We start from the raw sequence: 23,159 nt of genomic DNA, 5'->3' as shown, positions 1-23,159 counted from the left end.
AATAAAAAACGATCAATTTTTAGCGGTGGAAGGCAGGTTGTTGATACACCGAGGCTTCACCGGCCACGCCTGCCGGCCTCATGAGAAATCCGGGCTAAACGCATGGCAGCCACTCTCTGAGTTTTCGGTGGGGCGTCTTGCTGGCCTGTCTGAGTCTTAACGCCCGCGCGCAAACGGGGCCGATTGAGATTACCCCTGCCGCCAAGATCCAGGCCCACTTCCAATTCTGGGAGGATGTGACGGGCGACGCCTTGATTGACCACGTGGCCGCCTTGCCGGACCAGCGCTGGTCACGGGTGCCGGATGGCCGCGCCACCTTCGGCCTGACGCAATCGGCCTATTGGCTGCGATTCACGCTCAACAACCAAACACCCATTAACCAAAACCTGATTGCCGAACTGGCTTACTCGCAGTTGGACGATGTGGTGTTCCATGTATTCAAGGATGGCGTTGCCGTCAAAACCCTCAACACGGGCGACAACCAGGCGTTTTATCCGCGTGACGTGGATCACCCGAGCATGCTGTTGCGCGTGTCCCTGGCACCCGATGAAGAGAAGACCGTTTTTGTTCGCGTCACGACAAACGGCTCCATGGTTGTACCTCTGAAGGTTTGGCGCGAACAGACGTTTTTTGAAACCGCCGCCTACGAGCTCAAGCTGCATTTTTTCTACTACGGCTGCATCTTCGTCATCATCCTGATCAACCTCGCCGTGTTCCTCAGCCTGCGGGAAAAACTCTACCTGTATTACGCCCTGGCCTTGGTCGGCTACCTGCTGTTTTTTGCCTCGATCAAAGGCTTCAGCTTTCAACACCTCTACCCGGATATGCCGCAGCTGCATGCCAAAATGCTGCTGATCTCCATCCCGGCCCTGGCGCTGTTTTCACTGCTGTTTTGCCGGGCATTCCTCAACACCCGCGTCAACACGCCCAAACTGGATAAGTTATTGATCGGGATGATGGTGTTTGAGTGGCTGTTTCTCTTAAGTGCGCCGTTTCTCGACTATTACCGGGGCATTCAGCTGGCCTCATTTTCTGCCTTGATCTTCTTCTCGCTGCTGCTGGTTGCTGGCCCGGTTGCCTGGGCAGCTGGCGTACGGGCCGGGGTGTTCTTTACCCTGGCCTGGACGCCTCTGACGATTGGCGTCATGGCCACGGCCGGTCGCGCACTGGGGGTCTTTCCTGAGAATTTTTTCACGGAAAACGCCATGCAAATGGGCTCTGGCATCGAAGCCTTTATTCTGACCCTGGCTCTGGCCGACCGGCTGTATCGCGAGCGTGAAGACAAAATCATCGCCCAGGCGGCCAGCTTGCAGGTGGCGCAATCACGCAACGTCGCCCAGAACCTGCTCACCGAGGCACTGACCCACGACCCGGTCACCGGGCTGCCTAACCGTAACCGCTTTGAACTGATGGTGGATCAACAACTGCAAAGCCACCCCGAGCGCCATTACATGGTCGGTTTGGCACGTATTTCCCGTCTGGATGATATCAACCGCACCCTCGGCTTAACCCGAAGTGAATGGGTGCTGAAAGGCGTTGCCCGGCAGATGAGCGAATTGGCGGCTGGCCTGCCGTTCATTCAAGTCACGCATGACGATCAGGGCCGAGAAGAGCGCATTTACCACCTGTCTGGCGATTGCTTCGGCCTGCTGGTGGATATGGATAAAGCCGATAACAACTTTGCGGCCCTCAACCGCGCGCTCAGGCACCTGGCCGAACCGATTCAGCTGGACCACCTGGCCATCGAACTGCAACCGCGCTTCGGTGCAGCCGCTTACCCGCAGCATGGCCAGTCAGCGGCCGAGCTGATTCGTAACGCCCATGTCGGCATGGAAATCGCGCCGCGCAGCGGCAATGAAACCGGCATCTATTCACCCAAGTACGACATTTACAACGAAAGCCGGCTGACGCTCATGGCCGACCTGCGCAATGCCCTGCAGCAGAATCAACTGGTGCTGTATTACCAACCCAAGCAGGACATTGCATCGGCGCAGATTGTCGGCGTAGAAGCCTTGGTGCGCTGGCACCACGCCGAGCGCGGCTGGGTAAGCCCGGCTGATTTCATTCCCCTGGCAGAAGAAACAGGCGTGATCACCCAACTCACCCGCTGGGTCATCGGACAGGCCACACAGGACCTAGCAGACCTACGCCAGACAAACCCGGCGTTAACCGTCGCCATCAACCTCTCAGCACGTGATCTGGAGACCGCCGACCTCAAGGACGTTCTGGAACTGGCCCGCCAGCAACACCGCCTGCAGGCCAACACCATCACCCTTGAGATCACCGAAACAGCTGCCATGCGCGACCCTATCAGCAGCCTAAAGGCGCTGAATGTGTTGGCTGATCTGGGGTATCAGATATCCATTGATGATTTTGGCAGCGGCTACTCTTCGTTGTCCTACCTCAAGCAGCTACCGGCCGTTGAGCTGAAGCTGGATCGCTCACTGATTCACGACATCTGCACCAGCGAAAACGCCGATGTGATTGTCGCAACCGCCATCCAAATGGCTCGCAGCCTCGGTTACCGCGTGGTGGGTGAAGGTATTGAAAATGCCGAAACGGCCAGTCGCCTGAAGGCAGAAGGCTGCAATTTGCTTCAGGGTTTCTGGCTGTGCCGGCCAAAACCGCTCAGCGAGCTTAAACAGTGGCTGATTGAATTCGACCGCAACGAATGGACGGCGCAGTACGGGTCTTGAATGGGGTTATTGAGGGGATGGGGTGGTGCCCTGATGCCGCCATTAAGCCGGCCCCAACCTGCAAGTCAGGATGCCTTGAGTCTTGTGTCAGCCACCTCACATCCGCCTTCATTATCCTTATCGGGTGCAAGCCTCAAGCAAGTATTGGGTGGACAGGCTTCGCGCTGTACACCCTACGTGGTTGTGACTGCAGCACTGACGAGGGGCGTTGCGCCCCTCGGGTGATTTCGGCTTAGTTCGCCGAGGTGTTCAAGCCCTGCAGCAGGCGGTAGTAGAAGCCGCTGGCATTGGCCAAGGTCTCAACGCCCACGCGTTCGTTGGTGCCGTGCATGCGCGGCAGGTCTTCGCGCGCCATCAGCAGCGGGCTGAAACGGAAGATGTTGTCGGTCAATGGCTCATAGTAGCGCGAGTCGGTGCCGCCAACGGTGAGGTTGGGGCTGACCAGGGTGTTGCTGAAGCTCTGATGGATTACCTCAGCGAACTGCTGATAGGCCTCGCCCCGCACATCGGAGACCGCCGAAGGCTCACGTCCGCCGGGCATGACTTTGATTTGAATCTGTTCATCGGCCACGGCGTGGCGCACGTGTTCGGTGACCCGTTCGATGCTGTCGCGCGGGTGGATGCGCAGGTTGAGGGTGGCGCGGGCGCTGGGCGGCAGGACGTTTTCTTTGATGCCGGCGCGCAGCAGCGTCGGCGACAGCGAGGTTTGCAGTTGTGCAGCGCCGGCTGGCGAGGCAGCCAGTTGTTGTTCCACCAAAGGGCCGAAGAGCCAGAGGTTGGCGAAGATCAGCCGGTAGCCGAAGGCTTGCGCCGGGGTGAAGCTGGCCAGCAGGTCGCCAGTGGGGCCGTCGAAACCGCGCTGGAAAGGCGCATCGCCGACCCGTTGCAGGGCTTGGCTGAGGCGGCCGATGGCGGTTTCATCAAAGGCGGGCGGCTGTGAGGAGTGACCACCCTGGGCATTGGCGGTGAGGGTCAGGCTGACATAGCCTTTTTCCGCAATGCCGACCACGGCCACGTCCTGGCTGACGCCGGGGATCTGCCCGCGCACCACAAAGCCACCTTCATCGCTGACCCACGCCAGGCGTTTACCCTGTTCCTGTTCCTGCAACTGCGCGGCGATGCGCCGGTTGCCGTGGTGGCCGCCGATCTCTTCATCGTGCCCAAAGGCCAGCAGCACATCGCGTTGCGGCTGAAAGCCTTGGGCAATCAAGGTTTCCACGGCTTCAAGAATGGCCACCATCGAGCCTTTGCTGTCGATGGCACCACGGCCCCAGACAAACCCCTCGGCAATCGCCCCGGAGAACGGCGGGTGCGTCCACAGTGCTTCGGTGCCGGGCGCGACGGGCACCACGTCCTGATGCGCCATCAGCAGGGCGGCGGGCAGTTGGCTGTCCTTGCCCGGCCAGCGCAGCAGGATGCTCGGGCTGCCGGTGTTGAGTGGCTCGGTGTTGGCGGTGACCTGTGGGTAACGCTGCGCCAGCCAGTCACGCAGTCCGGCAAAGGCGGCGTCGCTGGCTGCCAGTTGGCTGGCCGGCGCGCCGACCTGATGCGACAGGGTCGGCAGGCGAATCACAGCAGACAGGCTCTCCGCTGCGCGTTGGGCATCCAGCCCTTCGGGCAGGCTGACCGGGGCGTTGTTATACGCGGCAGGCGGCAACAGCAGGGTGCGGCCTACCACCACGACCATCACGCCGAGCAGGACGATCAGCAGAAGCCGTACCAGTCGTTTCATCGCCGGTCTCCTTGGCTTATGGACGCAGAATCAGCTGGCTGCGGCTGTTGGTTTTGATCGCGTCGGCGTCCAGGTGCATGGGCACGTATTCGCCGCGCATGTAGGTGGCGGCTTGGTCGTTAAAGTGACGATCAAACAGCACGCCGCTTTGCCCAACCGGGTTGATGCCCAGTGCGCGGCCGGCGTCGGCCAGGTCGATCAGGCGGCGGGTCGAGGGGCCGTACACCACGGGCCACGGCGCAGGGCCAATCGGCTGGGACAGGTTGTTGGGCGTTTCATGGCCGCCCGGTGCAGCGAACGGGCCGACGTTGAAGAGTGTATCCAACGGCTTTTGCTGGCCCAGCGGGTGGTTGTGGGTGAGGGTGTGGGCGCTGCCCCAGGTCCATTGCTGGCTGTCCTCACCGAGGGTGCTGCGCAGGTGCGCCAAGCTGGCCTGCCAGGCGGTTTTGACGATCTCGGCGCGGCTTTCCACAGCCTCGCTGCCGCGGTTGTCCCACCAGGGTGAACTGGCGTCGGCGGCCAGGCGCGGCAGGGCGCCGTCGAGCACGCGGGTTTGCAGCAGGTTGGTGAAGAATGCATCGCCCAGCTCGTCGGCCATGGCTTCACGCGTCAGCTGGTACACCAGTTGGTTGAACAGCGTAGCCGCGAGGCTGTCGAGGCTGTGCTGACCATCCCAGCTCAGCAGTTGCTCGACCTGCGCCTGTTCGGCAGCGCCCGTGGCAGCGGCGCGCAGGTCAGCGGCCAACGGCGCTAGCAGGCGTTGTGGGTAGCCGGTGCCGGGCTCCAGTTGCAGCGCCTGGCTGTTCTGGACGTCCCACTTCACGCTGTTGTCGCGCAGGCGTTCGTCGAGGCGCTGGCCGCGATCGGCCAGGTTGTAGTAACCGGGAATCGCCATGCCGGTCGGCGACACGGGCTGGTAGTTGGCGGAGAGGATATAGCCCCGTTCGGGGTTCTCTTCCTGAGGGTTGGCGCTGAATGGGTAGTAGCCGTCTTTTTCCGCCTCGCCGTTGCTGCCGTCGAGGATAAAGCTCGGGTTGACCCCGGCCGGGCGGCGCGGCAGTTTCGCCGCCGCCCACCAGCCGATATCGCCCGTGGCATTGGCCCACACCACGTTCAGCCCCGGCGCTTCGATGTGCTCGGCGGCGACGCGTGCTTGTTCCAGTGTGGCGGCGCGGTTGAGCTGATAGAAACCATCGAGGATCGGGTTCTCAGTCTCCAAAAACGCCCACCACATGGCAATCGGCGTGCTGCCGACGGTTTGACCCAAAGCACTGTTGATGATCGGGCCGTTTGGTGAGCGGCGAATGATCAGACGCACCGGCTCGGCGTCCTTAACGCTGATCAGCTCCTCACGGCTTTGCAACTCGACCCACTGACCGCGGTGCCAGATTTGTTCGGGGTTGTCCGGGTTGGTTTTCTCGGCGATCAGGTCGAGGTCGTCGTTCTGGAACATGGTGATGCTCCAGGCGAACGCATTGTTATGCCCCAGCGAAGCCACCGGGTTAAGCGCCTGATGGTGTCCGTACAGGCTGAAGCCGGGGTAGCTCAGGTTGGCCTCGTACCACACCGACGGCACGGCAAAGCGAATGTGCGGGTCGCCAGCCAGCAGCGGTATGCCGCTGGCGGTGCGGCTGCCGGAGATGGCCCAGGCGTTGCTGCCTTCGAATTGCGGCAGGCCGGCATCCAGCAGCGCGGCGTGGCTCAGTTCGGCGATGGCGTTAAGGTCTTGCCAGTCGCCAGCAGCGAGGGGCTGACCGACCACGCCCTGCGGGTGCCAGTCGAGGTCAAAGGCTTTCAGGTAATCAGCACCCAGCTGATCGCGGATGTGCGTCAGCACCGGCTCGGTGCGAAACGCGGCGGCAAAGCTGTAAGCCATGTAGCCGGCGACGCTGAGGGTGTCAGCCGTGGTGAAAGGGCGCTTGTCGATGCCCAGTACATCGAACTCGATCGGCGCTGGGTGGTTGGCCTGATACTGATTCACGCCATCCAGATACGCTTGCAAGGCCTGACTGGCCGGAGTGCTCATGTCTAGTTTGGCGGCGTAGCGATCGGCGTGTTCGCGGATGCCCAAGGTGCGGAACAGGCGGTCGGTGTCGACCAGCTTGCTGCCGAGAATCTCCGCCAGTTCGCCGCGTGCCAGGCGACGCAGAATTTCCATCTGAAACAGGCGATCCTGCGCGTGCACATAACCGAGCGCGCGGTAAAGGTCGGCCTCATGCTGCGCCTGGATATGCGGCACGCCGCGTTCGTCGTAATCCACCGTGACCGGCGCTTGCAGGCCGCTCAGTGTGAGCTCACCGGCGCGTTGCGGCTGTTTGCTGTCGATGTACCAGTAAGCGCCGCTGGCGCTGGCGGCCACAATCAGGGCAAGGGCAGTCAAGGTGCGTTTCATCTGGGGATCCTTGTTATTGGTTTTATCAGGCCGAGCCGTCCTGTTGATTGGCGTGACGCAGCCTGCTTATCAGCTTTGCCATTGTGCGGGCTGCTGTGTGGTGCGGCATTGACCGAATACCGTAGGCATGAAAGTCTTTGGTCAATCCACGAGGCGCTTATGCAACACGACCCGCACAACAGCATCGCCAGCGCACTGACCCATTCGTCCACCCTGCGCCGCCTACTCTATGAAGCGCTGGCCGAGCTGGGTCTTGACCCCACCGACACTTACCGGCAGGCCTATCAGGGTGTGGTGCTGGCGCCGCCGCTGCTCAATGCCCGCGAAGACCACGACAACGCGCCGCGCTTCTGGGGTGCGCTGGCCGGCATCAGTGGCGATGACGACATCGGCCTGCACCTGGGCGAGCGGATGCAGCCACGGCCGCTGGATGTGGTGGGCTATCTGCTGCTGGCCAGCCGTGACCTAGGCCAGGCGTTGGAGAGCTTTGTGCGTTTTCAGCACATTTTGTCCGGCGGCTTTGCTGCGCGGCTGGAGCTGGACGATGAGCAGGCGCGGCTGATTTTCGACCTCAACTACCGGGGCGTCGGCTCGTTGCGCCAGCAGATGGAATGCCTGGCGCTGCTGCTGCAGAAGATGCTCGCCAGCGTCAGCCCGGGCGGTTTCAGCCTCTCCGGTTTGGAGTTTCGTCACCCGGCCCCGCGCCGCGTCAGTGAACACCGCCGCCTGTTTGGCCTGCTACCGCGCTTTGCCCAGGCGCATGATGCGCTGATCTTCCCACGCGCCTGGCTCGGTCGGCCCTCACGCAGCGCCAACCCACGCTTGTTTGCGGTGCTTTGGGCGCAAGCCGAAATAGAGCTGGCTGAGCTGGAAGAGAACCAGTTGCTCAACCGTGTGCGTTACTGGCTGGAGGTGAATCTCGGTGTGCAGCAATGCGATTTGCCCGGCTGTGCCACGGTTCTGGGTTACAGCGTGGGCGGTTTGCAGCGGGCGCTGGCTGAACAGCAGCAGAGCTTTCGTCAGTTGCACGACGAGGTGCGCCGCCTGCGCGCGCAAACCCTGCTGGAGCAGGGGCTGGCTATTCGCGATGTGGCGCGGGCCTGCGGCTTTACCGAGCTGTCACCCTTCTACCGCGCCTTTCGCCGCTGGCAGGGGGTGACGCCGCAGGGCTATCGGGCTACTTGCTGACGCGGAAGCGTCGCGTCAGTCCGCTCAAGCGTTCGGCCAACTGACTGAGTTGCTGGCCGTCTTGGCTCAGGGCTTCGGCATCACTGAGGTTTTGTTCAGCCACCACTTGCACACTGGTGAGGTGCTGGCTGACTTCTGCACTGGTGGCGGCCTGCTCATGGGTCGCGGCGGCGATCAGTTCGTTCATCTGCGTGATAGCACCGATATCCTGCGCCACCGCGCCCAGCAACTCGGCTGTGACCTGGCTGTCCTGCACACAACTGCGCACGCTGTCACGGCTCTGCTGCATGGCCGCTGCGGCTTGTCGGCTGCCTTGTTGCAGGCGGCTGATGATCTGCTGAATTTCTGCTGTGGATGATGCGGTTTTCTGCGCCAAGTTACGCACCTCATCGGCCACAACAGCAAAGCCGCGACCCTGATCCCCCGCGCGGGCCGCTTCAATCGCGGCATTGAGTGCCAGCAGATTGGTTTGTTCGGCAATCGCGCGGATCACTTCCAGCACCTTGCCGATTTGTTCGGACTGGTTGGCCAGGGCCTGTACTTCAGCTTCGGTCAGGTCGATCTGCTCGGCCAGCTTGCCGATTTCACTGCGCACATGGTTAACCGAGCGACTGCCTTCAGCGGCCTGCTGGTTTGCGGTTTGTGCCGCGCTAGCCGCGCCATCGGCGTGCCCGGCCACTTCATCAATGGCACTGCTCATTTGCCGCATGGCGGAACTCATGTAAATGATTTCACCCTGCTGGCGATCCGCCCCACTGCTCAAATGCCCCGTCGCCTGCACCAAGCTACCGCCCATTCTCTGCAATCCCTGGGTGTCTTTGATCACCTCGCCGACCAGTTCATCAAGGGTATTGAGAAAGCGGTTAAAGCTATTACTGACCTTGCCTGTTGCGGCGCTGCGATAGCTCAGATCGATTTCGTCATCGTTTTCCGTCAGTTTGCTGGCGGCCTGCATCAATGCGGAACTCTCAACCGCCTCCGCGTGTGTTTGCAGGGCCAGGTAAATCAGGATGGCGCTCTCAACAATCACGTAGAGCGCATGCAGGAAAATGATCGGCCAACTGCCATCGGGCAGCACAAAAATGCCGGCATCCTGCGATTGCAAGGCGAAGAAGCTCAAGTGGTGCACCGCAATTACGGCCGCTGCTACGGCAATCGGCAGCCAGTCGCGGTAATACACCAAGAAGGCCAGCAGCACGAAAATGCCAAAGTGCATTTCCAACATGCCACCGGTCTGGTTGATGTGCAGCGCGGACATGACCATAAACGCTGCGCCCATCACGCAACGCAGTAAACGTTGGCCACCAATAAGGCCGTTAAGCACGCTGACCACCACCGCTGTGCCGCCGCCGACCAAAATGGCTTGCCCCCACGTGCCATGCCAAAGGGCTAGGCCGAGCGAATAGGCAAACATCAGCCAAAGCACGCCGAGCATGATGCGGTCAGCTTTGCGGTAATGCAGTTCAAGCGGCGAAAGTGAGTTGTTCATGGTGATGGGCTCAAGTAAACCGGTTAGACAGACGAGGGCAGGCGTTCGTCTTTAGCCATCCACTCTTTAGGTGATTTAAGTTATACGTGCGCTACCTCATGTACAACTTTTGTCGATTTAAAGCGATGCCCAAGCTGCGAAGTTTCAGGCCGCTGCATCCCATGTATCGACACATTAACTCTAGACATTAATAAGCGCAGTGGTGGCGGGCGGCGTATTCGGGCGCTGCATGTTTGCAGCGGCGGCTAGTGTTTCGCCCAGTCTTGATAGCCAGCCATCAGTCCTTCTGCCAATCACAGAAGCAGCCCACAGCGAGTGTGTTGCTGGCGCTCACTGGGCGGTTGGCCACCAGCGCATCGAGAATCGGCTCGATAAAGCTGTTACTTGAGGTGCACACCGCGCCTTCACTGTAGGGGCCGAAGTAGGCCAGTTGGCCGCTGCGATCCCAGATGGCCACGGCTGGGCTGGCGGGGATTTGTGCGCTGCCGATCAGTTCGGGCAAGGCCTTGAGCGTGCGCAACGTGTTGGGCAACTGGCCACTGCTGCCGGGTTTTTGCACCGCGTAAAATTCCACGTCCAGCGGGGCAAAACGCTCGATCACCTCGGCAAGATGTTGCTGATTGCCCACGTTGCAGGGGCAGGCGGGGTCCCAGAAGTGCACTAGGCGGATGGGCCCCGGCCCAGCCAACTCATCCGGCAGGCGCAGTTGCTCGCCATAGAACAGCGCCGTCTGCTCGCTGAAACTGCGCAGATAGCGTGCTTCATACCACCAATAGGCGGCCAGCATGGCAGCGGCCCAACACAGGATCAGCATGCTGGCGAGCAGGGTTTTGCGTGAGGGTCGGGTCATAATCAATCTTCGTGAAGAGGTGTGCAGCTTGCCATGACTCGCGCCACAGCTGAATATCCTCAGCCTTATCAAGGTCAATTGATGGCCCGCTGAGCGCCCTGTTTCAATGATGGAAGCCCCATGCCTGAGCTGTTTGCACCGCATCACCTGATAGCCAATCTGCGACCCTTGGCCGCAGCCGCGCCGCTGTCTGCCGTTGAGCAGCATTACCGGCAGTTTTACGGCTTTAGTGACGGGCTGGCGCAGCACAGTCGCGTGGGGCAGTTGCAGGTGGGTGGTTATCAGATCGCCTTGCAGGCTTGGTGGCCCGAGCAGCCGCGCGCCACCTTGGTCTTGTTGCACGGTTATTACGACCACAGCGGCTTGTACCGGCATGTGATCGAGTGGGCGCTGGGCATGGGCTTTGCCGTGCTCAGTTTCGATTTACCCGGGCATGGTTTGTCTAGCGGCGCGCGGGCCAGCATTGGCGATTTTGCCGAGTACCAAACCGTGCTGCAGGGCGTGCTGGCCGAAGCCGCCGCGCTGCAACTGCCACAGCCCTGGCACCTGTGCGGGCAAAGTACCGGCGGGGCGATTCTGATTGATTACCTGCTGACCGGCGCGCCTTCGGCTGACATTGGCGAAACCATTCTGCTGGCCCCGCTGGTTCGCCCGCGCGCCTGGGCGTGGTCGCAATTGAGCTACCGGGTGATGCGCCACTTTGTCAGCGAAATTCCCCGGCGCTTTAGCGTTAACTCCAGCGACGCCGACTTTATTGACTTCGTACACAACCGCGACCCACTGCAACCGCGCAGCCTGCCGACCGCTTGGGTCGGTGCGCTCAGCCAGTGGGTGCCGCGCATCGAAGCCGCGCCGCGCAGTGTGCGCAGCCCCTTGATCATTCAAGGTGAAGCCGACATGACGGTGGCCTGGCGGCACAACCTGGAGGTATTACAGGACAAATTCGCCGCGCCGAGCATTTTGCGTCTGCCCGAGGCGCGGCATCACCTGGCCAACGAGCTGCCGGCCCTGCGCCGGTGTTACTTCGATTTTCTCAGCGAGCGCCTGCGCTAGCGCCAACCGCGAGGCCGCCGCGCAAGGTGGCCAGGGCCGCTTGGTAATAAGCTTTGCCCGCATCGGACTGGGCGAAGCTGACAAATTCTTCCAGCTCCGGGTCGCTCAACTCGCGGTAAACGTGCAGCAGGGTGTTGTCCAAGTCTGCACCGATTTGCTCAATCAGGCGCTGGCGCTGACCGTCGAGCAGGGCTTGGCTGTTGCCATCGCCGAGCAGGCCGGGGAGCATCTGGCTGAGGCTGTCAGCGGCAACACCGGCCAACGCCAGGCTGACTTCCGCCCCGGCCTCACGCGCTGGTAAGGCTTGCGCCAAATGGCGGATCAGCAAGCGCCGGGTGGCGCTGGCGTCGGTGCGCGGCAGGCCATTGGCATAGCGCGCCAACTGGTCGCTGCGCGTGGCCAGCAATTCGGCATCGACAATTTTGCGTCCCAGCGGCGATTGGAAGAACTGCAAGGCACTGGCCGGTGCGCTGAGGCTGCTGCGCAAGCCTTGCAGGGCACGTTGATCCATGGCGGTGGGGGCGAAGCGCTGATTGCTGTTATTCACCAATGCCTGATGCACGGCCGGTGGCAGGCTGCCGCGATAGCGTTCTTGAGCGGCTTGCAGGGCATCGCTGAAATGCATGCGCTGTTGCGGCCAGCCTGCGGCCTGATACAGCTGCAGGTAATCGTCGGCCAGGGCGGGCAGGCTAAGCAGCAGGGTCAAAACAACGGAAAGGGCGCGCATAGGGACTCCATAGGGGGCGGCTATTTTCTGCGGCATGCTGACGCTTGTCGAGGCTCGTCGTGGCACTGTTAGAATCGCGGCATGACTACCGATACCTACAGCGCGTGCCTGACGCGCATCGTCGATGATCTGGCCGAACACGGCTGGTCACTGCAGCCACAGTTCATCACTCAGACTCTGACCCGCAAACTGGCCGAAGAGTGCCGTCAGCAGGCGGCGCAAGGCGCACTGGCACCCGCTGGCGTTGGCCGGGGCGCGCAGCAGCAGGTGCGCGAAGGCGTGCGCGGTGACCATATTCAGTGGTTGGAGCCCGGCCAGCACCCCGCCTGCGATGAATACTTGCAGGCGCTGGATGAGCTGCGTGTGGCTCTGAACCAAGGGTTGTACCTAGGGCTGGAAGACTTCGAAGGGCATTTCGCCCTGTACCCGCCGGGGGCTTTTTATCAGAAACACGTAGACCGCTTTCGCGATGACGACCGCCGGGCGGTGTCTGTGGTGTTTTACCTGAATGATGACTGGCAGGCTGAGCAGGGCGGCGCGCTGCGCCTGTACCTGCCGAATGGCGAGACTCGCGACGTATTGCCCCAAGCAGGCAGCTTGCTGGTATTTCTCTCGGCGGATATGCCCCATGAAGTGTTACCGGCCAGCCGCGACCGGTTGTCCTTGACCGGCTGGTTGCGGCGTCGCGGCAACGGCCCGCTCTAGGGTTTTAGCGGCGTGGCGTCGCGTATTCAGGCCCGATCAGTGGCCCCACACCTTGAACGTGCCGCGCAGGTCGGTGATGTCACGGATCTCAATATTGCCCAGGCGGCTTTCGCCGATGTACATGTCGGCCGCCACGCGCACGCGAATGCGTTGCGCGGGAATGCCGCTGGCGACTAGCTGTTCGTTGATGCTGGTCAGGTCCGGCAAGGTCAGTTGCAGTTGCTGAAGGCCGCTGGCGTTGCTCACCACATCGACTTTGAGGGTGGGCAGGTTGACGCCGAATATTGGCAAGGTCAGGCCCAGTTGTGCTGCGCCAAAGGCGAAGCTACCGCCAGAACCGTTCGGGCAACTGGCTGGGGTGAGGCAACCGTTATCGATTTTCACGTTGCGCAGCGAGGCATGGCCGCCGTCATCGGTCCAGCGCACTTCTCTGATTGTCGCCAGCACATCGGCGCGAATGCTCAGGCCAGCCTGGCCGCTGATTTCGCTCAGGCTTTGATTGTCCATGGGCAACAAGGCCGCGTGGGCAGGCAGGTTAAGTGTTATCAGGCTGGCAGCCAGAGGCAGAGCGGCGCGAATCAGGCGGTGCATAGTGTGTCCTCCGTGAACGTGGCCAGAGTCTGGGCCGGGCCTTGTGCGCGCGCCATGTCTGGCGGGCGCTTCCCGCCGAAGGATAGGCCGGCGTTGCGCGCCAATGGCGCTGCCGGCGTGATGTGATTGGCAATCTGCTCGGCAGCCCGTCCCTTTGATCGGCGGCCAGCAAGCGCAGTAACCTGACGGTGTTACGGTGGGTGACTAATGAGAGAGTGATGCAGAAGATTCTGGTGAGCCGTTGCCTGTTGGGTCAGCGCGTACGTTATGACGGCGGCACCCATGGCCCGTTCAGCCTGCTGGAGCGGTGGCAGCAGGAGGGGCGCATTGTGCCGCTGTGCCCGGAAGTCGCCGGTGGCCTACCAACTCCGCGCGCCCCGGCGGAAATTGCCTACGGTCAGGGGGCAAAAGTACTCGACGGGCAACTGCCGGTGCTGACGGTGAATGGCGAGGATGTCACGGCGGCTTTTGTTGACGGCGCAGAGCAGGCTCTGGCCTTGGTGGCGCAGCATGGCATCCGTATGGCACTGCTCAAGGCGCGAAGCCCCTCGTGCGGTAATCGGGAGAACTATGACGGCAGCTTCAGCGGCACCAGGGTCGCCGGTGAAGGCGTAACCGCTGCGGCTTTGCGTCGGGCTGGGGTGCAGGTGTTTAGCGAAGAGGAGCTGGCGGCGGCGGAAGCGGCGTTGCGAGAGCTGGAAGGATAGTCAGCCCCGCGTGCAAAAAATGGCCGGGAGCCATTTTTAACGTCGCGTAGCGACGGCCCGAAGGGTGGCCGCCATGGATGGCAGGCCATATAAAAAAGGGAAGCAGAAGCTTCCCTTTTTCGTATCGCGGCAGCGCTTAGAACAGAACGCGGCTACGGATAGTGCCTTTAACGTGTTGCAGCTTCTCCAGCGCCAGGTCGGAGTAGTCGGCGTCAACGTCGATGACCACGTAGCCGACCTTGTCGTTGGTCTGCAGGAACTGGCCGGAGATGTTGATGCCGTTTTCGGCGAACACGTTGTTGATCTCGCTCATCACGCCCGGGATGTTGGCGTGGATGTGCAGCAGACGGTGCTTGCCCGGGTGCGCCGGCAGGGCCACTTCAGGGAAGTTGACCGACGATACCGAGGTGCCGTTGTCGCTGTACTTGACCAGCTTCTCGGCCACTTCCAGACCGATGTTGGCCTGCGCTTCAGCGGTCGAACCGCCGATGTGCGGGGTCAGGATCACGCGATCCAGGCCGCGCAGCGGGCTTTCGAACTCTTCGTCGTTGGATTTGGGCTCGACCGGGAACACGTCGATGGCGGCGCCAATCAGGTGCTCGTCCTTGATTGCAGCAGCCAGGTGATCCAGCTCAACCACGGTGCCGCGTGCGGCGTTGATCAGAATGCCGCCCTTCTTCATGGCGCGGATTTCTTTCTCGCCGATCATCCACTGGGTGGAAGGCAGCTCAGGGACGTGCAGCGACACGATGTCGCACATGCCCAGCAGGTCGTGCAGCTTGGCCACTTGCGTGGCGTTGCCCAGTGGCAGCTTGGTCACGGTGTCGTAGAAGAACACCTGCATGCCCATGGCTTCGGCGAGGACCGAGAGCTGGGTACCGATCGAGCCGTAACCGACGATACCCAGCTTTTTGCCGCGGATTTCGAAGGAGTTGGCTGCCGATTTGATCCAGCCGCCACGGTGGCAGGAGGCGTTTTTCTCAGGAATGCCGCGCAGCAGCAGGATGGCCTGGGCCAGCACCAGTTCGGCCACCGAGCGGGTGTTCGAATACGGCGCGTTGAACACGGCAATACCGCGCTCGCGGGCGGCGTCGAGGTCAACCTGGTTGGTGCCGATGCAGAAGCAGCCTACGGCGACCAGGCGCTTGGCGCAGTCAAACACCTCGGCAGTCAGCTGGGTGCGCGAACGGATACCGATAAAGTGCGCGTCGGCGATCTTTTCTTTCAGCTCGTCGTCGGAGAGTGCGCCCTTGAGGTACTCGATGTTGGTGTAGCCAGCGGCCTTCAGGGTGTCCACTGCATTCTGGTGGACGCCTTCAAGAAGAAGGAACTTGATCTTGCTCTTGTCGAGAGAGGTCTTGCTCATCGGAGTACCTGTTGTCCCACAATAGAGTGTCAGGGAAGAGGCCGAACGCCGCCGGCCGCAGCCCGCAGATCGGCGCGGGGGCATGATTCGCGGGGTGCGTATGCTAGCATAAGCCCCCCGCGAAACACCTATCCTGGCAGATGAAGCGTGCTCAGGGTGACCATGAATCGTTTGAGAGTTCCGTTGATGACCAATCCTGCGCTGATCGAAGAGCTGAAGACCCTGGTTGAGCCTGGCAAGGTGCTGACCGATGCCGATTCCCTCAACACCTACGGCAAGGACTGGACCAAGCATTTCGCCCCCGCGCCGCTGGCGATTGCCTTCCCCAAGAGCATCGAGCAGGTGCAGGCCATCGTGCGGTGGGCCAATCAGCACAAGGTTGCGCTGGTGCCGTCGGGCGGTCGTACCGGGCTTTCGGCAGGTGCGGTCGCTGCCAACGGTGAAGTGGTCGTGGCGTTCGATTACATGAACCAGATTCTCGACTTCAACGAATTTGACCGCACGGCGGTGTGTCAGCCCGGTGTGGTGACCAAACAGTTGCAGATGTTCGCCGAGGACAAAGGGCTGTATTACCCCGTGGATTTCGCCTCGGCGGGTTCCAGCCAGATTGGCGGCAACATCGGCACCAATGCTGGCGGCATCAAGGTGATTCGCTACGGCATGACCCGCAACTGGGTGGCTGGCCTGAAGGTCGTTACCGGCACCGGCGAGTTGCTGGAACTGAACAAAGACTTGATCAAAAACGCCACCGGCTACGACATGCGCCAGCTGTTTATCGGTGCCGAAGGCACGCTGGGCTTTGTTGTGGAAGCGACCATGCGTCTTGATCGCTCGCCGAAGAACCTCACCGCCATGGTGCTCGGCACCCCGGATTTCGACTCGATCATGCCGGTGCTGCATGCCTTCCAGAACAAACTGGACCTGACGGCCTTCGAGTTCTTCTCCGACAAGGCCCTGGCCAAGATCATGGCCCGTGGTGACGTGCCGCCGGCGTTTGAAACCGATTGCCCGTTCTACGCCCTGCTGGAATTCGAAGCCACCACCGAGGAAGTCGCTGACGCGGCGCTGGCCACCTTCGAGCATTGCGTCGAGCAGGGCTGGGTGCTGGACGGCGTGATGAGCCAGAGCGAACAGCAATTGCAGAACCTGTGGAAGCTGCGCGAGTACATCTCGGAAACCATCAGCCACTGGACGCCGTACAAGAACGATATTTCGGTCACCGTTTCCAAGGTGCCGGCCTTCCTGCACGACATCGACCGCATCGTCGGCGAAAACTACCCGGACTTCGAGGTAGTGTGGTTTGGCCACATCGGCGACGGCAACCTGCACCTGAATATCCTCAAGCCGGATAACCTGTCCAAGGACGAGTTCTTCTCCAAGTGCGCCACCGTGAACAAGTGGGTGTTTGAGACGGTGCAGAAGTACAACGGCTCGATCAGCGCCGAGCACGGTGTGGGCATGACCAAGCGCGATTACCTGACCTATAGCCGTTCGGAAGCCGAGATTGGTTATATGAAGGCGATCAAGCAGGTGTTCGACCCGAACGGCATCATGAACCCGGGTAAGATCTTTCCGCTTTGATCAGTGCCGTACCTATGTAGCCCGGATAAGCCTTGGCGCAATCCGGGTTAGCGCCGACCGTCCCGGATGCGCTGCGCTTATCCAGGCTACGCGTTCCCCTTTGGTCGCAACGACGGCCGGCCGCTGAAGTGGGCATGATCGTTAGGCAGATGTCACTCGTCATCTGCTAGCGGCGGTTTGCCCCGCTCTATATCGCAGGCTCCACAAAGAGCCGCGCACCGCATTCCCATCAGGAGTTGCCCATGAGTTACCTGCATCAGTACATCGACGGTACCCGTATCCACTTTCCCATGGGCAAGGTGGTGTGCATCGGCCGTAACTACGCCGAGCATGCGGCCGAGTTGAATAACCCAGTGCCGAGCGAGCCACTGCTGTTTATCAAACCGGGCAGTTGTGTGGTGCCGCTTGATGAGGGCTTCACCCTGGTTGAGGGCCGTGGTGATGTGCATTTCGAGGCGGAGATCGCCGTGCTGATCGGCAAACCGCTGTCACGCACGCCGAACGCCGAAGAAGTGCGCGATGCCATCTCGGGTTTTGCACCGGCGCTGGACCTGACCCTGCGCGACCTGCAAAGCGCGCTCAAAGCCAAGGGCTATCCCTGGGAAGTGGCTAAATCCTTCGACGGTGCCTGCGTGCTCGCGCCGTTTGTACCCGGCGATGCCGTTGAAGACCTGACCGATCTCGGCATTCGCCTGGCGATCAATGGCGACGTACGCCAGAACGGTAACAGCCGCGACATGCTCAACCCGATTCTGCCGATGATCCAGCACATTGCCGGACATTTCAGCCTGCAGCCTGGCGATGTCATCCTCACCGGCACGCCTGCCGGCGTTGGACCGCTGCACAAAGGCGATGAGCTGGTGCTGGAGTTGCTGGGGCACAGCCGCTTCGTCAGCCGCGCGCTTTAATAGGCCATTGTTTGCCTCGTCTGAACCCGCTGGCGTCTGTTAAAGAAGCATTTGCAGGTGCTTCTTGGCGGTCTACGTAATAGAGACTTAAGCGTTGCTGTCTAGCCTGATACTCATCGGTTTTAAAAGGGTGTGTGTGATGTCGATTTGGATGACCCGGCTGGTGCGCTTGCGCTGGTTGACCGCGTTTTTGCTGGTGTTGCTAGTGACAGGCGTTGTGGCGCATTTCCGACTGTGGGATCAGCAGTTGTCTTTCTGGCTGGTCGAGTCACAAACCAGCCCGGCAGAGCGCCAGGCGAGTGTCTGGCTGCCCGGCTACAAGGCTATATTGCAGGGCAAACCCTTGCAGGGGCTGGAGGACGGTGAGGTTTCCGGGCTGACCTACAGTGCGGCGAGCAACACCCTGTTTACAGTCACGGGCAAGCATCCCCAGTTGGTCGAGCTGTCTCTGGACGGCGAAGTCATGCGGCGTGTCGATTTGCTCGGTTTTTCCAACCCCGAAGGGGTCGAAGTGCTTGATGACGGTCGCCTGGCCGTCATTGATGAGCGTAAACGCACCCTCACCACCTTCAACTTGGATGTGCTGACCCGCAGTGTGCAGTTCGCCGATCTGGCGTCATTCGACCTGGGTTTTGCCGATGCAGGCAATAAGGGCTTTGAAGGCATCGCTTGGGATTCACAGCATGAGCGCGTGCTGTTGGGCAAAGAGCGTGGGCCGTTGGGTTTGTTTAGTTTGCCGTTTCCCGGCGAAGACGGTGCTGCAGGGGTCTTGCAGCCCATTAATTCTGAGCAGCTGTTTGTCCGCGATATTTCCTCACTGACCTACGATGCCCGCACCGGCCATACGCTGGTGTTGTCTGATGAGTCGCGTCTGCTGTTAGAGGTGAACGAGTCTGGCGATCCCATCAGTTTTATCAGCCTGGCGCCCGGCATGAACGGTTTGCGCCGGGGCATCGGCCAGGCCGAGGGCGTTACTATGGACGCTGAAGGCACCATTTATATTGTCAGTGAGCCCAACTTGTTTTTCGTCTTGCGCAAGGACTCTTCGCCGCCTGCGCAGGCGCTGCCGCTTTAAGCTTGGCTTAAGCCACCTTTAAGCCTGGATTCAGCTTCGCTCCCTAAGCTAACCCCATCACTTAATCGATAGAGGGTTACCCCATGAAGCGTTTCACTTTGGCTCTGCTGCTGGCTCCGCTGTTCTCCACCGCTGTAATGGCCGCCGGTTACACCGGCCCGGGTGCCACGGCACAGGTCACCACAGTAGCCGCCGCGCTGGATGCGGCTGACGACACGCCGGTGGTGTTGCAAGGGCAGATCGTCAAGCGTCTGCAAGATGAACTGTATGAGTTCAAAGATGCCAGCGGCACCATCCATGTCGAAATCGATGATGAGCATTGGCCAGCCCAAGCCGTCTCTGAGACTGCCACGGTAAAGATCAGCGGCGAAGTGGACCGTGATCTGATGAGCCGTGAAATCGATGTCGAGTACCTGGAACTGGTGAAGTAAACCACGCGCCGAAACCGCGCCAGCCTGCAGCATTGCTGTGGGCTGGTGTCGTTATTGAGATGCTGTTCGTTCACCAGAAGTGAGCCCTTATGCGAGACATTTTCACACTCAAGCGTCTGATGTTGGCGTTGGCCGCCTTGCTGCTGGTATTGCTCGGGTTGGTTGCTCAGGAGTTTCGCTTGTTTGAGCGCGCCTGGTTCAACCTGCAGCAGTGGCAACAGGCTGATCAGCTTGACCCCAACTCGCTACGCCTGGGCGACTATGAGGTTGAGATTGAGGCCAAAGTCATTGCCGGGCTCGACGATGATGTCTCGGCGCTGACCTACGACCCGGACCGCAACAGCCTGTTTACCGTGACCAACCAAAAAGCGCAGCTGATTGAGTTGTCGCTGGACGGTGAGTTGTTGCGGCGCATTGATCTGCATGGCTTTGGCGATGCCGAGGCGGTGGAGTACATCAGCAAAGGCCTTTATGTGATTACCGATGAACGTCGCCAGCGCCTGATTAAGGTGCAGATCGACGATGACACCCGTGAATTGCACGCCGATGTGAAGCAGCAGCTATCCCTGAGCCTCGGTTCGACGGGCAACAAAGGTTTCGAGGGCTTGGCCTACGACGCTGCTGGTCAGCGTTTGTTTGTGGCCAAGGAGCGCGACCCAATGCGCATCTTCGAGATTCATGGTTTCCCCCATCGGGACCCTGACCAGCCTTTTGCCGTGCACGTGCTGGATGACCAGCAGCGGGATGCCGGTTTATTTGTGCGCGACTTGTCCAGCCTGCAATTCGATGAGCGCAGCGGTCATTTGCTGGCGCTGTCCGATGAATCGCGGCTGGTGCTGGAACTTAATACGCAGGGTAAGCCGATCAGCAGCCTGTCACTGCTGCGTGGTCGTAACGGCCTGACCCAGAGTGTGCCGCAGGGTGAAGGTATCGCCATGGACCATCAGGGTGTGCTGTATCTGGTCAGTGAACCCAATCTGTTTTACCGCTTCAGCAAGCCTGCGCAGCCTTGACGGGTTGAGTGGTGCCGATCAGTCGCGCGGTTTTCCATTCAAAACCCAGGGTTAGGCCGATGGCCGCGCAGGCCAGGCCGCCGGCCAATCCCCACCACACCCCGTGGGCACCCCAGCCCAACGGAAAGGCCAGTACCCAGGCCAGCGGTGCGCCCACGGCCCAGTAGCAGCCAAGGCCGACCCAGAAGGTGGTATTGGCGTCCTTGAGGCCGCGAATCGCGCCCATGGCGATGGTCTGGATGCCGTCAAAAAACTCGAACCAGGCGGCGATCGCCAGCAGCGCGACCGCCAGCGTCACTACCTCGTTGTAGGCGGGGTCGTGGTGATCGAGAAACAAACCGACCACCCAGTGCGGGGCGAGCCAGAACAACAGGGCGAAACCGAGCATGCACAGCGCGCCTAAACCGATGCCCAGCCGGCCGGCTTGGCGCGCCTGCTGCAGGCGGCCTGCGCCATAGTGCTGACCGATGCGGAAGGTCACCGCGTAAGAAATCCCCACCGGCACCATAAACGCCACATACACCGACATGATCGCGATCTGATGCGCTGCCAACTGGGTGCTGCCCAGCGCGCCCATGCACAGGGCGGCGAAGGCAAACAGGCCCGACTCCACGGCATAGGTGCCACCAATCGGCAGGCCCAGGCGCAGCAGTTCTTTCTGCTCGTGCCAGGCGGGATGCAGCAGGCCGCGCCATAGTGGGTAAGGGCTGTAAGCACTATGGCGCAGCACATGCCAGGCCAGCAGCAGCGCCATAACATTCATGACCACGGCGGTGACCAGGCCGATCCCGGCCAGGCCCGCCGGTGGCAGGCCGAACCAGCCCTTGATCAAGGCATAGTTGAGCACGAAGTTGGCCAGCGCGCCGCCAATGCTGATGGCCATCACCGGACCTGGGCGGCCGATGGCGCTGGTAAAACCGCGCAGCGCCATAAAGGTCATGTAACCGGGCAGGGCGAAGATCAGCGTGGACAGAAATTGCATGGCACCGTCGACGTTCTCCGGCTTTTGCCCGGCATACAGCAAGGCCGGTCCCAGGTTCCACAGTGCCAGGCCCGCCAGCAGTGCCAGTCCCCAGCCCAGCCACAGGCCATTCTGCGTCAGGCGGGTGACGCCGGCCGCGTCCTGCGCCCCGTGGCGGATGGCAACCAGGTTACCCACGGCGGCAATCACCCCGACGCAAAAGATCGAGACAAAGGAATAGCTGGCCGCGCCCAGCCCGCCTGCTGCCAAGGTGGCCGGGCCGAGCATGCCCATCATCAGGGTGTCGGTGAACACCATCATCACATGCGCCAACTGCGCAGCGATCAACGGGCCGGCTAGTGTCAGGATGGCGCGCAGTTCATCGCGCAGAGGCTGCAACATAATGAGTTCAACTCAGTTATAGGCTTGCTCGGTGAATCCAGGCAGGCAGAGAATGCGCCTATTCTCTTGGGCCTCAAGTCCCAGCACAAAAGGATAATAGCGATGACAAGCATGACTATTACTCATGGATGCAGGGCGTGAGCGCGCGCCTGCCACCGCTCTATGCGCTGCGTGCGTTTGAAGCCGCCGCCCGGCACGCGTCCTTTACCCGCGCCGCGCAAGAACTGGCGATCACCCAGAGCGCCGTCAGCCGCCATGTGCGCACCCTGGAAGAACACTTTGCGTGCCGCCTGTTTGAGCGCCGCGGCCGCAGCCTGCAACTGACCGAGGCCGCACGCATGCTGCTGCCGGGCCTGCGTGATGGTTTCGAGTCGTTGGAACGCGCCTGCAACACCTTGCGCGTAGACGATACGGTGCTGCGCCTCAAGGCACCGTCGACCTTGACTATGCGCTGGCTGCTGGCGCGGCTGTCGCGCTACCGCCTGAGCAGTGCCCATGAAGTGCAACTGACCAGCGCCTGGATGGACGTGGATAAAGTGGACTTTCTGCACGAGCCCTTCGACTGCGCCGTGCTGCTCAGCCAAGGTGATTTTCCCGAGGAGTGGGAAAGTACCGAACTGTTCGCCGAATGGCTGATTCCGGTCTGCGCGCCGGAGGCGTTGAATGAGCAGCCTTGGGATTTGCCGCGCTTGCAGGCCGCCGAACTGCTGCACCCCACGCCGGACCGGCGCGACTGGCGGCAGTGGTTGCAGGCCATGGGTCTGGCTGAACAGGTGCCACTCAAGGGCGGTCAGGTGTTCGATACCCTGGAGCTGGGCATGGTCGCGGCGGCACGTGGATACGGCGTCTCGATTGGTGATCTGGTCATGGTCGCCGAGGATGTTGCTCAAGGCCGGCTTGGCCTGCCTTGGCGCAGCGCCGTACCCAGTGGCTGCAGCTATTACCTCGTCTGGCCCAAAGCGCGTCGCGGTCAGGAGCGCTTCCAGCGATTACGTGACTACCTGCTGGCTGACTTGGCCGCCATGCAACTGCCGGACGTTGAGCGCGTAGTGGATAGCCAGCGCTAAGGCGTAAAAAATAATGGACTGCCTGTGGCTGCTTTTTATTAGTAAATCTATATAAAACATAGGCTTATGAATTAAAAGCGCTGGCCGTATTTATCGATAGCGCCCTAATGGGTTAACAATTAACGCTTAATTGTTTGACATATTTTACGGCTTTGGCAGACTGGCTCCAGGTTTCGACCGCCGGACAGGTGCCGTGAGCACACCTGTTGCCTCTTCAGCAGGCTT

19 protein-coding genes are annotated in these 23,159 nt (G+C 61.1%); 11 read left to right on the top strand and 8 right to left on the bottom strand.

Translation table 11 applies throughout. From position 1 onward, the window contains the following. Nucleotides 1-137 precede the first annotated feature (137 nt). The gene (locus tag AUK77_RS13230) at nt 138-2,696 is read left to right on the top strand and encodes an EAL domain-containing protein (RefSeq protein ID WP_296130446.1); all 2,559 of its coding nucleotides are present in this window, start codon (nt 138-140) and stop codon (nt 2,694-2,696) included. Between the two features lie 232 nt (nt 2,697-2,928). Here AUK77_RS13230 and AUK77_RS13225 read toward each other — a convergent pair whose 3' ends face one another. After that, nucleotides 2,929-4,428: a M20 family peptidase gene (locus tag AUK77_RS13225; protein ID WP_296130444.1), complete on the bottom strand. Its 1,500-nt coding sequence runs from the start codon at nt 4,426-4,428 to the stop codon at nt 2,929-2,931. 16 nt (nt 4,429-4,444) lie between these two features. After that, nucleotides 4,445-6,820: a penicillin acylase family protein gene (locus AUK77_RS13220; RefSeq protein WP_296130442.1), complete on the bottom strand. Its 2,376-nt coding sequence runs from the start codon at nt 6,818-6,820 to the stop codon at nt 4,445-4,447. A 159-nt stretch (nt 6,821-6,979) separates the two neighbouring features. Between AUK77_RS13220 and AUK77_RS13215 the strand changes: the two genes are divergently transcribed. After that, nucleotides 6,980-8,008 (top strand): AraC family transcriptional regulator, encoded by a 1,029-nt coding sequence (locus tag AUK77_RS13215; RefSeq protein WP_296130441.1) that lies wholly within the window; start codon nt 6,980-6,982, stop codon nt 8,006-8,008. Here AUK77_RS13215 and AUK77_RS13210 read toward each other — a convergent pair. Together AUK77_RS13210 and AUK77_RS13205 are read right to left on the bottom strand one after the other, a co-directional pair. Further along, nucleotides 7,998-9,497, bottom strand: a complete 1,500-nt coding sequence (locus AUK77_RS13210) for a methyl-accepting chemotaxis protein (protein WP_296130439.1) — start codon at nt 9,495-9,497, stop codon at nt 7,998-8,000. The two genes, AUK77_RS13215 and AUK77_RS13210, sit on opposite strands and share 11 nt — an antisense overlap. Nucleotides 9,498-9,774: 277 nt before the next feature. Continuing rightward, nucleotides 9,775-10,347 carry a DUF6436 domain-containing protein gene (locus AUK77_RS13205; RefSeq protein ID WP_296130437.1) on the bottom strand — a complete coding sequence of 191 codons (573 nt, stop codon included), beginning with the start codon at nt 10,345-10,347 and terminating at the stop codon, nt 9,775-9,777. Between the two features lie 120 nt (nt 10,348-10,467). On the opposite strand from AUK77_RS13205, the gene AUK77_RS13200 reads away from it, so the two are divergent. After that, the gene (locus AUK77_RS13200) at nt 10,468-11,400 is read left to right on the top strand and encodes an alpha/beta hydrolase (protein WP_296130435.1); all 933 of its coding nucleotides are present in this window, start codon (nt 10,468-10,470) and stop codon (nt 11,398-11,400) included. Here AUK77_RS13200 and AUK77_RS13195 read toward each other — a convergent pair. Then, nucleotides 11,381-12,127, bottom strand: a complete 747-nt coding sequence (locus AUK77_RS13195; RefSeq protein WP_296130434.1) for a DUF2059 domain-containing protein — start codon at nt 12,125-12,127, stop codon at nt 11,381-11,383. The genes AUK77_RS13200 and AUK77_RS13195 overlap by 20 nt on opposite strands. Nucleotides 12,128-12,208: 81 nt before the next feature. On the opposite strand from AUK77_RS13195, the gene AUK77_RS13190 reads away from it, so the two are divergent. Next, a complete protein-coding gene (locus AUK77_RS13190) occupies nt 12,209-12,832 on the top strand; it encodes a 2OG-Fe(II) oxygenase (RefSeq protein WP_296130432.1) in 624 nt (207 codons plus the stop codon). Nucleotides 12,833-12,868: 36 nt separating this feature from the next. Here the strand turns inward: AUK77_RS13190 and AUK77_RS13185 are convergent, their stop codons facing one another. Further along, the gene (locus tag AUK77_RS13185) at nt 12,869-13,423 is read right to left on the bottom strand and encodes a DUF6160 family protein (protein WP_296130430.1); all 555 of its coding nucleotides are present in this window, start codon (nt 13,421-13,423) and stop codon (nt 12,869-12,871) included. Between the two features lie 218 nt (nt 13,424-13,641). On the opposite strand from AUK77_RS13185, the gene AUK77_RS13180 reads away from it, so the two are divergent. Then, nucleotides 13,642-14,130 (top strand): DUF523 domain-containing protein, encoded by a 489-nt coding sequence (locus tag AUK77_RS13180; protein WP_296130428.1) that lies wholly within the window; start codon nt 13,642-13,644, stop codon nt 14,128-14,130. Nucleotides 14,131-14,266: 136 nt separating this feature from the next. Here the strand turns inward: AUK77_RS13180 and serA are convergent, their stop codons facing one another. Next, nucleotides 14,267-15,496, bottom strand: coding sequence for a phosphoglycerate dehydrogenase (serA, locus tag AUK77_RS13175; protein ID WP_296130426.1), 1,230 nt, complete (start codon nt 15,494-15,496; stop codon nt 14,267-14,269). 186 nt (nt 15,497-15,682) lie between these two features. Between serA and AUK77_RS13170 the strand changes: the two genes are divergently transcribed. The 5 genes from AUK77_RS13170 to AUK77_RS13150 all read left to right on the top strand — a co-directional run bounded on the left by AUK77_RS13170 (nt 15,683) and on the right by AUK77_RS13150 (nt 20,504). Next, a complete protein-coding gene (locus tag AUK77_RS13170) occupies nt 15,683-17,077 on the top strand; it encodes an FAD-binding oxidoreductase (protein ID WP_296130450.1) in 1,395 nt (464 codons plus the stop codon). A gap of 242 nt (nt 17,078-17,319) precedes the next feature. Beyond that, nucleotides 17,320-17,985, top strand: a complete 666-nt coding sequence (locus AUK77_RS13165) for a fumarylacetoacetate hydrolase family protein (RefSeq protein WP_296130424.1) — start codon at nt 17,320-17,322, stop codon at nt 17,983-17,985. Nucleotides 17,986-18,124: 139 nt separating this feature from the next. Then, nucleotides 18,125-19,060, top strand: coding sequence for an SdiA-regulated domain-containing protein (locus AUK77_RS13160; protein WP_296130423.1), 936 nt, complete (start codon nt 18,125-18,127; stop codon nt 19,058-19,060). 83 nt (nt 19,061-19,143) lie between these two features. Continuing rightward, a complete protein-coding gene (locus tag AUK77_RS13155; RefSeq protein ID WP_296130421.1) occupies nt 19,144-19,491 on the top strand; it encodes a NirD/YgiW/YdeI family stress tolerance protein in 348 nt (115 codons plus the stop codon). An 89-nt stretch (nt 19,492-19,580) separates the two neighbouring features. Continuing rightward, the gene (locus AUK77_RS13150; RefSeq protein WP_296130420.1) at nt 19,581-20,504 is read left to right on the top strand and encodes an SdiA-regulated domain-containing protein; all 924 of its coding nucleotides are present in this window, start codon (nt 19,581-19,583) and stop codon (nt 20,502-20,504) included. Here AUK77_RS13150 and AUK77_RS13145 read toward each other — a convergent pair. Beyond that, on the bottom strand, nt 20,482-21,867 hold the full coding sequence (locus AUK77_RS13145; RefSeq protein ID WP_296130419.1) for a NorM family multidrug efflux MATE transporter: 1,386 nt from the start codon (nt 21,865-21,867) through the stop codon (nt 20,482-20,484). The two genes, AUK77_RS13150 and AUK77_RS13145, sit on opposite strands and share 23 nt — an antisense overlap. 137 nt (nt 21,868-22,004) lie before the next feature. Between AUK77_RS13145 and AUK77_RS13140 the strand changes: the two genes are divergently transcribed. Then, the gene (locus tag AUK77_RS13140; RefSeq protein ID WP_296130418.1) at nt 22,005-22,934 is read left to right on the top strand and encodes a LysR substrate-binding domain-containing protein; all 930 of its coding nucleotides are present in this window, start codon (nt 22,005-22,007) and stop codon (nt 22,932-22,934) included. The last annotated feature ends 225 nt before the right edge of the window (nt 22,935-23,159 follow it).

Origin of the sequence: Pseudomonas sp. Ga0074129, from assembly GCA_001465025.1 — a bacterium.
In the GTDB taxonomy this organism is placed as follows: domain Bacteria; phylum Pseudomonadota; class Gammaproteobacteria; order Pseudomonadales; family Pseudomonadaceae; genus Aquipseudomonas.
The sequence above is the reverse complement of the archived record's forward strand: the minus strand, read 5'-3'. Positions and strand labels throughout refer to the sequence as shown.